Origin of the sequence: Exiguobacterium mexicanum, assembly GCF_005960665.1 — a bacterium.
Classification (GTDB): Bacteria; Bacillota; Bacilli; order Exiguobacteriales; family Exiguobacteriaceae; genus Exiguobacterium; species Exiguobacterium mexicanum_A.
This window is the reverse complement of record NZ_CP040676.1, coordinates 1,855,997-1,867,358: the sequence shown is the minus strand read 5'-3', so window position 1 is coordinate 1,867,358 and position 11,362 is coordinate 1,855,997. Positions and strand designations below refer to the sequence as shown.

Here is an 11,362-nt window from a genome sequence, read left to right as displayed (position 1 = left end):
TATTGCAACGCAGAGATGTAAATGTTTTTTCGAGAGTGCTTTGCACCTGAAAATACAAATAGGCGATTTATCGCACTTACATCCATTTTCATTCAGAAGGGGTGTACCGAATGTTCAAATTTAACGAGGAAAAGGGACAACTTAAATGCTCGTTTTGCGGGAAATCGCAAGAACAAGTCCGTAAACTAGTCGCCGGTCCTGGCGTATACATTTGTGATGAATGTATCGAGCTTTGCAATGAAATCGTTGAGGAAGAGCTCGGTGTCGAAGAAGAAGTAGAATTCAAAGACATTCCAAAACCACAAGAGATCCGTAACATCTTAGACGAGTATGTCATTGGTCAAGACCGGGCGAAACGTGCGCTTTCGGTAGCCGTCTACAACCACTATAAACGCATCAACGCCGGTGGCCGTTCTGATGATGTCGAACTTTCGAAATCGAACATCGTCATGATTGGACCAACTGGTAGCGGTAAGACGCTTCTCGCTCAAACGATGGCTCGCGTCTTGAACGTCCCATTCGCAATCGCGGATGCGACGAGCTTGACGGAAGCCGGTTACGTCGGGGAAGACGTCGAGAACATCTTGCTCAAGCTGATCCAATCGGCGGACTACGATGTCGAGAAGGCTGAAAAAGGGATCATCTATATCGATGAGATCGATAAGATTGCCCGTAAGTCGGAAAACCCATCGATCACGCGTGACGTATCTGGTGAAGGTGTCCAACAAGCACTTCTCAAAATCTTGGAAGGTACGGTCGCAAGCGTACCGCCGCAAGGTGGACGGAAGCATCCGCATCAAGAGTTCATCCAAATCGATACGACGAACATTTTGTTCATCGTCGGCGGCGCGTTCGCTGGCATCGAAGCGGTCGTCAAACGCCGTATCGGGAAAAAAGTTATCGGATTTGGGAACGACCAAGAAAACCGCGAGATGACGCAAGAAGACTTGCTCGCCCGCGCACTTCCGGAAGACCTTCAGAAATTCGGATTGATTCCGGAGTTCATTGGTCGTCTACCGGTCATGGCGACGCTCACGACGCTTGACGAGGAAGCACTCGTCGAGATCTTGACGAAGCCGAAGAACGCCCTCGTTCGTCAGTACGAGAAAATGCTCGAACTCGACGATGTCGAACTCACGTTCACTGACGAGGCGTTGGTTGAAATCGCCAAGCTTGCGATCAAACGTAAGACAGGCGCACGCGGTCTCCGCTCGATTATCGAAGAAATGATGCTCGATGTGATGTTCACTGTCCCATCGCGCGACGATATCGAGAAAGTCATCATCACGGATGAAACGATTACGGGTCTTGCCGGTCCGAAATACGTGCTTCGCGATGGTACTGTCGAACAGACAGGCGACAATAAAGAGACAGCATAATTTTTAACGAAAAAGGCTCAAACACTCGGCACATCCGAGTTTTGGGCCTTTTTGCACAGGAGGCGTTGTAATGGAACAGTTACCTATCCTTCCTTTGCGTGGAGTCGTCGTGTATCCGCTCATCGGCGTGACGATCGACGTAGGGCGTCCGCTCTCCCTGCGGGCACTCCTTGCCGCAAAGGAACACGAGACAGATTTGATTGTCGTGACACAAAAAGAGACAGGCAAAGAATCACCTGAACCGGAAGACTTATATGCGATCGGGACACGCGTCCATATCGCCAAGATGAGCGAGCTGTCGAACGAGACGGTCCGTGTTCGTCTTGTCGGAAAAGAGCGCGTCAAGATCAACTCGATTGAAGAGACGAAAGAAGGCTGGTTCGCCGACGTCGAGGCGCTTGACCTCGTCGAAGGGGAAGAAGTCGAACGGACGGCACTCGTGCGCCTATTGAAAGAACAGTTTGGCAAACTCGTCGGGACGATCAAAGGGTTGTCTCCGGACGAACGGCGCCGCTTTGAGATGTATGAGCGACTCGAGTCGTTGACCGATTATATCTCTTCGAAACTTGATGTCGACGTCGACATTCGCCAAGCGATGCTCGAAGAAGCCGACGCGGTCAAACGCGGCTTAGAGCTGCTCGAGATCATGACGCATGAAGTCGAAATCATCGAGCTCGAGCAAGAGTTGCGCGAACGGACGAAAAAGACGATTGAGCAGGCGCAGAAAGAGTATTATTTGCGCGAACAGATGAAAACGATTCAGCAAGAGCTCGGCGACCAGTCGCAAGAGTCTGAACCGAATCGTCTCCGTGAGAAGCTCGAGGCACTCGACTTGCCTGAGACGACACGGAAGAACGTCATGCGCGAAGCCGAACGGTTGAACGTCGTCCCGGCGACGTCACCGGAGTACGCGGTCATCCGCAACTATCTCGACTGGATTGCTTCGCTCCCATGGGGCATCGAGACGGAAGATAAACTCGACGTCAAGCATGCGGCCGACGTCCTAGACGACGACCACTACGGCCTCGAGTCGGTGAAAGATCGAATCCTCGAGTACTTGGCCGTCCGCCAATTGACGAACTCGCTCCGTGGACCGATCCTTTGTCTCGCCGGACCTCCAGGGGTCGGGAAGACGTCGCTCGCCCGGTCGATCGCGTCGGCGCTTGAGCGTCACTTCGTCCGCGTCTCGCTCGGCGGGGTGCGCGATGAAGCTGAGATTCGAGGACACCGTCGCACGTACATCGGGGCGATGCCAGGCCGTATCATCCGCGGCTTGAAGCAGGCCGAAAGCAAAAACCCGGTCTTCTTGCTCGACGAGATCGACAAGATGGCGTCAGACTTCCGGGGCGACCCGGCGTCGGCCATGCTCGAAGTGCTCGACCCGGAACAAAACGTCTCGTTCTCCGACCACTATATCGAAGAACCGTTCGACTTATCGAACGTGCTCTTCATCGCGACGGCGAACGACGTCTCGCAAATCCCGGCTCCGCTGCTCGACCGGATGGAACTCATCCAAATCGGCGGCTACACGGAACTCGAGAAAGTCGAGATCGCCAAACGTCACTTGGTGCCGAAACAGTATAAAGAGCACGGCTTGAAAAAGAGCCAGCTCACGATCAAAGAAGACGCGCTTTACGAGGTCGTCCGCCGTTACACGCGTGAGGCCGGCGTCCGTAACTTAGAACGCGTCATCGGCTCGCTTTGCCGGAAAGCGGCGAAGCAAATCGCGATCGGCGAGAAAAAACGCGTCACCGTCTCGTTGAAGAGCCTCGGCGACTACCTCGGGAAACCGAAGTACCGCTACGGCAAAGGCGAGACGGAAGACTCGATCGGAGCCGTCACTGGACTCGCCTACACGGCGTTCGGAGGCGACACGCTCACGATCGAAGTGGCGCTCGCACCTGGTAAGGGCAAGCTCCAGTTGACCGGGAAACTCGGTGACGTCATGCAAGAGTCGGCGCAGACGGCGTATAGCTACGTCCGCTCGAACGCGGAACGGTTCGGGATTGACCCGACGTTCTACGAGCGCCAAGACGTGCATATCCACGTCCCGGAAGGTGCCGTTCCGAAAGACGGTCCATCGGCCGGCATCACCATCGCGACGGCGCTCATCTCGGCATTGACCGGTAAGAAAGTCCGTCGTGATATCGGCATGACCGGAGAGATCACGCTCCGAGGCCGCGTCCTGCCAATCGGCGGGTTGAAAGAGAAAGCGCTCGCCGCACACCGGGCCGGTTTGACGACCATCGTCATCCCGAAAGACAACGAGCGGGACATCGATGACATTCAAGACACCGTCCGTGAGAAATTGACGTTCGTCCCGGTCACGACGCTCGATCAAGTATTAGAAGTAGCATTTGGAGGAAATTAAATAATGAAAATCACTAAAGCAGAATTTGTCACGAGTGCCGTCGCACCGGACCATTATCCGATTCACGAGTTGCCGGAAGTCGCACTCGCTGGACGTTCGAACGTCGGGAAATCGTCGTTCATCAACAAGATTTGTCAGCGGAAAGCGCTCGCGCGCACGTCTTCAAAGCCAGGGAAGACGCAGACGCTGAACTTCTTCAACATCAACGATGAGATCATGTTCGTCGACGTTCCAGGTTACGGCTACGCGAAAGTTTCGAAGACGGAGCGTGAGAAGTGGGGCGTCATGATGGAGCAGTACTTGACGTCGCAAAGCGCCCTCCGTGGCGTCGTCCTCTTGGTCGATATCCGTCATGAACCGTCGGGCGACGACGTGACGATGTACAACTTCTTGAAGCATTACGAGATTCCGGTCATCGTCGTGGCGACGAAGCTCGATAAGATCAAGAAAGCGCAACGTCAAAAACATGAGGCGGCCGTCAAACGCAAGCTTCAGTTCGAATCGACTGACCGGTTCGTCGCCTTCTCGGCGGAGACGGCCGAAGGAAAAGACGAGGCGTGGAAAGCAATTTATGATTTGTTGACGCAAGACGAAGATTGAGCGAAGACGAGGAGACGAGGGAACCCCTCGTCTTTTTTGTTTTCAGGGTTACGAGAGCGGGTAAGTATCGTATAATTGTCTACATACATAGGACTAGAGAATATAGAACGAGGTGGAAAGATGCAAATCATGTTTCAAAACAAATGGTACCGCTTCTTATTTTGGACGCTGACGATTTTCTTGGTCATCTGGGTCGGGACGGAGATTTCTTTCGTGTTCGAACCGATTCAAGTCATTTTGGCGCTCGTCACGGTACCACTCATCATTGCTGGACTTTTCTATTATTTCTTAGTCGGGATTGTCGACTTCTTAGAAAAACGGATGGACGGCAAACGTCCGCTCGCCGTCGGCATCACGCTCGGCGGACTCGTGCTGATTTTTACGCTCGTCTTCAGCATCCTCGGACCGGTGCTCGCGGAACAGGTGACGTCGCTCGTCAACGCGATGCCGAGTATCGCCAAGGAGTTGCAAGTACAGGCGTTCGCCGTCCGTGACTCGCTCATGCAAAACGAGTTCTTGTCACGCTTTATCGCCGAGAATGACGATATGTTCACCGACTTCACGAATAATGTGACGTCGTATCTCGGAGACGTCTTCGGGAATGTCGCTTCATCGTTCGGTCGTCTTGTCGGTTTCATCACGTCGGCCGTCATTACGATCGTCGTCATCCCGTTCATGCTTTTGTACATGCTCCTTGACGGGAAACGTCTTCCAGACTCGATCGTGAAATTGTTGCCGTCGAACTACGAGACGGAGACTCGTAAAATCTTGCATGACATGCATACGACGGTTAAAAACTACGTCCATGCCCAATTGATCGTGGCGTTCTTCGTCGGGATCACGTCGCTCATCGGACTATGGATCATTGGACTCGACTATGCCATCTTGCTCGCGCTCTTCATGATGGTGACGAACATCATCCCGTACGTTGGACCGTTCCTCGGTGCGGCACCGGCTGTCGTCGTCGCTTTCATCCAAGACCCGATCAAAGTGCTCTGGGTCATCGTCGTCATCATCATCGTTCAACAAATCGAATCGAACGTCATCTCGCCGCTCATCCAAGGCAAGTCGCTCAAGGTGCATCCACTGACGATTATCATCGTCTTGCTCGTCGCCGGAAATTTGGCCGGGATTATCGGGATGCTCATCGCGGTGCCGTTCTATGCGGTGGCAAAAGTCGTCGTTCAAAACATCGTCCGGATTTACAAGCTGAGGGAGCGAAAACATTACCTCGAAGCGGAAGAGGAAGATGAGAAACCAGAGAGTCAAATCATCACCGATCCGTCGTCTCTGAAATGATTAAACAAGTAGAAATGGTCTCCATGTCCGTTTCTACTTTTTTCTGTCACAAAAAGTTCTTAAATTATTTCACAAAAATCGAACAGAAGATTATAGTTCCTAAATAAAAATTGTTATAATGTATGGTAGAGATGTGAAAAAGAAGAGACAACCGTCGGTGGATTTTGGATGAGGGGAAGAGGTACATGCATATTGTCGTCGTTGGACTAAATAACAAGACAGCCCCTGTCGCGATTCGGGAGCAGTTCTCGTTTGGGGAGCAAGAAATCGTGGATGCGATGATTGCACTTCGCGAAGAGAAGAGCATATTTGAATCGGTTATTTTGTCGACTTGTAACCGGACGGAGCTATACGTCGTCACAGACCAGCTCCACACCGGACGTTATTATACAAAACGCTTTTTAGCGAACTGGTTTGATTTAGAGATGGACCAATTCACCCCTTATTTATCGATTCGTGAAGGAGAAGAGGCAATTCGCCATTTGTTCCGTGTCACGTCTGGACTCGATTCGATGATCATTGGGGAAACACAAATTTTAGGACAAGTGAAATCAAGCTTCTTCCGCGCCCAAGAGAACGGAACGACGGGAACGGTGTTCAATAAACTGTTCAAAGAGGCCGTGACGCTCGCCAAACGCGCCCATACCGACACACAAATTGGGGAAATGTCGGTATCGGTCAGCTCGGCAGCGGTCACGCTCGCTCAAGGGATGTACAACCGTCTCGATGATAAACAAGTCGTCGTCGTCGGTGCCGGTGAGACGGGCGAGTTGACGACGCTCAACTTGTTCGAGGCCGGTGCGAAACAGATTGCCGTCTTTAACCGGACCGAGAGCAAAGCAAAAGCGGTCGCCGACAAGTTCCAAGGCCGGGCCCACTCGATCCGTGAGATCGCCTGTGGGTTGCTCGACGCCGATATTTTGATCAGTTCGACCGGCGCCAAAGAAGCGGTCATCGGCTATGACGATGTCGCCGCCGCACAACTGCTTCGCCGTGAACGTCCACTGTTATTAATCGACATTGCCGTGCCGCGAGATATCGATCCAGCGGTCCGGGCGCTTCCGGGCGTCCATTTGTTCGATGTGGATGACTTGAACGGGATCGTCAACAAAAACTTGGCGGCCCGTCTTGTCGAAGCGGAGAAGATTGAAATCAAAATCGACGAAGCGATTCAAGAGTTCCAAACGTGGCTCGTCACACTCGGTGTCGTCCCGATCATGAACGAGTTGCGCGCCCGCGCCCTCACTGTTCAAGAAGAGACGATGGAAAGCCTCGAGCGTAAGCTTGACCATCTATCGGACCGGGATAAAAAAGTCATCGGCAAACATATGAAGTCAATCATCAACCAGATGCTTCGTGAACCGATCGACTACATCAAAGACGCCGCGGCGCAACCGGATGCGAACACACGTATCAACCAGTTCGTCGAGACGTTCGGCCTTGATGTCGACGTCCCTGACGTCGAGCCAGAAATGGAAGAGACAGAAGCGATGTCAGCGAAAGCACCACTCCGCGCTTTGATGCGCTAATACAAAATCAAAAAAGGCGGCGGATCTCGTCGCCTTTTTCTATGAAGGGGATATGGACTATGCGTAAAATTATCGTCGGCTCACGCCGTTCACAACTTGCGATGACACAGACGAAATGGGTCATCGAGCAATTGAAGAAAGCCGGGGCTCAAAACGAGTTCGAGATCAAGGAAATCGTGACGAAAGGCGACCAAATCGTCGATGTCCAGTTATCGAAAGTCGGCGGCAAAGGGTTGTTCGTCAAAGAGATTCAGCAACAAATGATTGCCGGGGAAATCGATTTCGCCGTCCACAGCATGAAAGACGTGCCGGCCGAGTTGCCGGAAGAACTTTTTATCAGCTGCATGCCGAAACGCGTTGACGCCCGAGACGTGCTCATCTGCGAGAACGGGTACACGCTCGAGACGCTCCCGGAAGGTGCTGTCATCGGGACGAGCTCACTTCGTCGCGGCGCGCAGATGCTCGCCGCCCGCCCGGACTTCGAGATTCAATGGATCCGCGGCAACATCGATACACGCCTCAAAAAACTTGAGACGGAAAACTTCAATGCCATCTTGCTCGCCAAAGCCGGGCTCGAACGCATGGGGTGGACAGATCGCGTCGACTTCGAAGCGCTTGACGCCGATATGATGGTCCCGGCGGTCGGTCAAGGCGTGCTCGCCATCGAAAGCCGGAAAGACGACGCTGAAGTGACGAACGTCTTGCAACTCCTGCATGACGACGTGACGGCGAAAGCGGCGACGGCGGAGCGGACGTTCCTCAAGGCGATCGAAGGCAGCTGCCACGTTCCGGTCGGCGGTTATGCGACGGTCGATGGGGACGACGTGACACTGACGGGCCTCATCGCATCGGTCGACGGCAAAGAAGTGCTCCGCGTGACGAAGACGTCGTCTGACGCGGTCGCACTCGGGAACGAGGTAGCAGACGATCTTCTCGGACGCGGCGGGCGCGAAATTCTCGCCTCGGTCAATGCGTGACGTCTGGTACACAGGGACAAAACGACTGACCGCTACGCAACGAGCCCGGCTCGCCGCGAGCGGTCTTTCCGTGCATCATGTCCCGCTTATCGAGACGAGATTGACACATCGCGAGATGCCGATTCACCGGTTCGATTGGCTCGTCGTGACGAGCCAGACGGCGGTACCGGCGCTTTGTGACGTCCCACGTGACGTCAAAGTCGCGGCCGTCGGCGAGAAAACGAAACAAGCACTCGAGACCGTCGGATTCACTGTCGGACTCATGCCGGAGACGTTTACGGGCGAGGCGTTGTTCCATGACCTTGCGACTGTCGTAAAGTCAGACGAGGTCGTCTTGTTCGCCCGGGGCGACTTGGCGAACACGGCGCATATGACGCAACTCGAAAACGTCCACGACTGGGTCGTCTATGAGACGATCGGCCGTGAACTGACAGAGACGGAAGTCGAGGCGCTCGAAGGAATCGAGGCGCTCCTCGTGCTCAGCCCGTCCGCCGTCCGGGCGCTCACGCCATATCTCGACCATTTCCACGGGACGTGGTACGCCATCGGTGAAGTGACCGAGCGCGCCGTCCGGGAAGTGTCGACGTTACCGGTCCGAGTGCCTGAGTGTTATACTATGGATGCATTAATACAGTGTATAGGGGAGGATTTTTCATGAACCAGTTTGATCGTCATCGTCGTCTTCGTTCATCGAAGTCGATGCGTGCACTCGTACGTGAAAATCATGTTCGGAAAGAAGATTTGATTTACCCGCTCTTCATCATCGAAGGGACAGACATTAAACGCGAAGTCAGCTCGATGCCTGGCGTCTTCAATTTCTCGCTCGACCGCCTCGAGGACGAGATCAAGGAGATCGTCGACCTCGGCATTCAATCGGTGCTCTTGTTCGGCGTGCCGGAACATAAAGACCCGGAAGGTACGGAAGCGTATCATGACCACGGCATCGTCCAAGAAGCGATCCGTAAAGTGAAAGAGTGGGCGCCACAGCTCACGGTCATCGCGGACACATGCCTATGTGAATACACGTCGACAGGCCACTGTGGCATCGTGAAGAACGGTGACGTCGATAACGACGCGTCGCTACCGCTTCACGTCCAGACGGCCATCACGCAAGCGCAAGCAGGCGCTGACATCATCGCACCGAGCTCGATGATGGACGGCTTCGTCGCCGCCATCCGTGAAGGGCTCGACCAGAACGGATTCAACCATATCCCAATCATGAGTTACGGCGTCAAGTACGCATCGGCGTACTACGGACCGTTCCGTGACGCAGCTCAATCGGCACCTGGTGAAGGCGACCGCAAAGGCTATCAGATGGACCCGGCCAACCGCCGTGAAGCGTTCCGTGAATCACAATCGGACGTCGAGCAAGGCGCCGACTTCATGATCGTCAAACCAGCGCTCGCGTTCATGGACATCATCCGTGACATGCGCGATTCGCTCGATATGCCGATCGTGGCGTATAACGTGAGCGGAGAGTACGCCATGGTCAAAGCGGCTGCTCTAAACGACTGGGTCGATGAGCAACGCATCGTCATGGAGACGATGGTCGGCTTCAAACGGGCCGGTGCGGACCTCATCGTCACGTATTTCGCAAAAGATGTCTGTCGCTATTTGGAAGGAGACTACGCATGACCTACAAACAAACACGCTCAGAAGCGGCGTTCGAACAAGCACGTCCGCTCATGCCGGGCGGGGTAAACAGCCCGGTCCGTGCCTATAAATCAGTCGGCATGACGCCAATCTTCGCTGAACGCGGTGAAGGTTCACGCGTCTACGACATCGATGGCAACGAATATATCGATTACGTCCTCTCATGGGGACCACTCATCCTCGGCCACCGCGACCCTGTCGTCACGAAGGCGATTCAAGAGCAAGCCGAGAAAGGCTGGACGTTCGGGACGCCGACCGAGCTTGAGACGAAAATGGCCGAGCTCGTCATCGAGCGCGTCCCATCAATCGAGATGGTGCGCATGGTCAACTCGGGTACGGAAGCGACGATGGCGGCACTCCGCCTCGCACGCGGCTACACGGGCAAGACGAAAATCTTGAAGTTCGAAGGCTGCTACCACGGTCACGGCGACTCGCTCCTCATCAAGGCCGGTTCGGGCGTCGCGACGCTCGGTCTCCCGGACTCGCCGGGCGTACCGAAAGACTTGGCGAGCCAGACGCTCACGGTGCCGTACAACGACTTGGATGCCCTTCGCGTCGCGTTCGAGAAGTTCGGTGACGACATCGCTGGGGTCATCGTCGAACCGGCGGCCGGCAACATGGGCTTCGTGCCACCGCAACCTGGATTCCTTGAAGGACTCCGCGAGATCACGGAACAATACGGCGCGCTCCTCATCTTTGACGAGGTCATGACCGGGTTCCGGGTCGGCTACAACTGTGCCCAAGGTTACTTCGGCGTGACGCCGGATTTGACGTGCCTCGGAAAAGTCATCGGCGGCGGCCTTCCGGTCGGTGCCTATGGCGGGAAACGCGAGATCATGGAAAAAATCGCGCCGCAAGGACCGATTTACCAGGCGGGGACGCTCTCGGGGAACCCGCTCGCGATGATCGCCGGCTACACGACGCTGTCGCAACTCAAGCCTGAGCACTACGCCGAGTTCGAACGCAAAGCGGACCGTCTCGCCGAAGGCTACACGAAAGCGGCCGAAAAGTATAACATCCCGCACGACACGAACCGGGCTGGCTCGATGTTCGGATTCTTCTTCACGAACGAGAAAGTGACGAACTTCGAGAAGGCGAAGACGGCGAACCTCGACTTGTTCCGTGCTTACTATCAGAAGATGGCGGCGCGCGGCGTGTTCTTGCCACCGTCACAGTTCGAAGGCTTGTTCCTCTCGACCGTGCACACGGACGAAGATATCGACTTGACGCTCGCAGCGGTCGACGCGACGTTCAAAGAGCTGCAACAAGAGTTTTCATTGTAATCTTGACGGAAACATCTTCTGTCGCTACAATTGTTTAACAGATACGAACAAAAGCTACGATGAGGAATAGTACGCAATCAACATCCTTTTTCAGAGACGCGGCCGCTTGGTGCGAGGCCGCGAAGGATGGTGCGGAAGTCGCCTCGGAGCTGACCTTTTGAACGAAGTAGGAAGGTCCGGTCCATCGACCGTTATTCGATTTTGAGGGCGCCACCTGTTGGCGAACTAAGGTGGTACCGCGGAAGATACGGCTTCTTTCGTCCTTAGCGTT

General features: G+C 54.5%; 9 protein-coding genes and 1 other annotated feature. All 9 genes read left to right on the top strand.

What is annotated here, in order from left to right:
• Positions 1-110 precede the first annotated feature (110 nt).
• The 9 genes from clpX to hemL all read left to right on the top strand — a co-directional run bounded on the left by clpX (position 111) and on the right by hemL (position 11,091).
• Positions 111-1,379, top strand: coding sequence for an ATP-dependent protease ATP-binding subunit ClpX (gene clpX / locus FED52_RS09975; protein WP_034776808.1), 1,269 nt, complete (start codon positions 111-113; stop codon positions 1,377-1,379).
• 70 nt (positions 1,380-1,449) lie between these two features.
• Positions 1,450-3,750 (top strand): endopeptidase La, encoded by a 2,301-nt coding sequence (gene lon, locus FED52_RS09970; protein WP_138859765.1) that lies wholly within the window; start codon positions 1,450-1,452, stop codon positions 3,748-3,750.
• Between the two features lie 3 nt (positions 3,751-3,753).
• The gene (yihA, locus tag FED52_RS09965; protein WP_034776812.1) at positions 3,754-4,350 is read left to right on the top strand and encodes a ribosome biogenesis GTP-binding protein YihA/YsxC; all 597 of its coding nucleotides are present in this window, start codon (positions 3,754-3,756) and stop codon (positions 4,348-4,350) included.
• Positions 4,351-4,470: 120 nt separating this feature from the next.
• Complete coding sequence (locus FED52_RS09960; protein ID WP_138859764.1) at positions 4,471-5,649, top strand: AI-2E family transporter; 1,179 nt, start codon at positions 4,471-4,473, stop codon at positions 5,647-5,649.
• A 185-nt stretch (positions 5,650-5,834) separates the two neighbouring features.
• The gene (gene hemA / locus FED52_RS09955) at positions 5,835-7,178 is read left to right on the top strand and encodes a glutamyl-tRNA reductase (RefSeq protein ID WP_138859763.1); all 1,344 of its coding nucleotides are present in this window, start codon (positions 5,835-5,837) and stop codon (positions 7,176-7,178) included.
• Positions 7,179-7,237: 59 nt separating this feature from the next.
• Entirely contained in the window at positions 7,238-8,155 is a 918-nt protein-coding gene (gene hemC / locus FED52_RS09950) for a hydroxymethylbilane synthase (protein ID WP_138859762.1), read from the top strand.
• The gene (locus tag FED52_RS09945) at positions 8,148-8,813 is read left to right on the top strand and encodes a uroporphyrinogen-III synthase (RefSeq protein ID WP_138859761.1); all 666 of its coding nucleotides are present in this window, start codon (positions 8,148-8,150) and stop codon (positions 8,811-8,813) included. The genes hemC and FED52_RS09945 overlap by 8 nt, the downstream gene beginning before the upstream one ends.
• Positions 8,810-9,790: a porphobilinogen synthase gene (gene hemB, locus FED52_RS09940; protein WP_138859760.1), complete on the top strand. Its 981-nt coding sequence runs from the start codon at positions 8,810-8,812 to the stop codon at positions 9,788-9,790. Before FED52_RS09945 ends, hemB begins: the two co-directional genes overlap by 4 nt.
• Entirely contained in the window at positions 9,787-11,091 is a 1,305-nt protein-coding gene (hemL, locus tag FED52_RS09935; protein WP_138859759.1) for a glutamate-1-semialdehyde 2,1-aminomutase, read from the top strand. The genes hemB and hemL overlap by 4 nt, the downstream gene beginning before the upstream one ends.
• A gap of 47 nt (positions 11,092-11,138) precedes the next feature.
• Positions 11,139-11,359: a binding site (T-box leader), on the top strand.
• Positions 11,360-11,362: the final 3 nt, after the last annotated feature.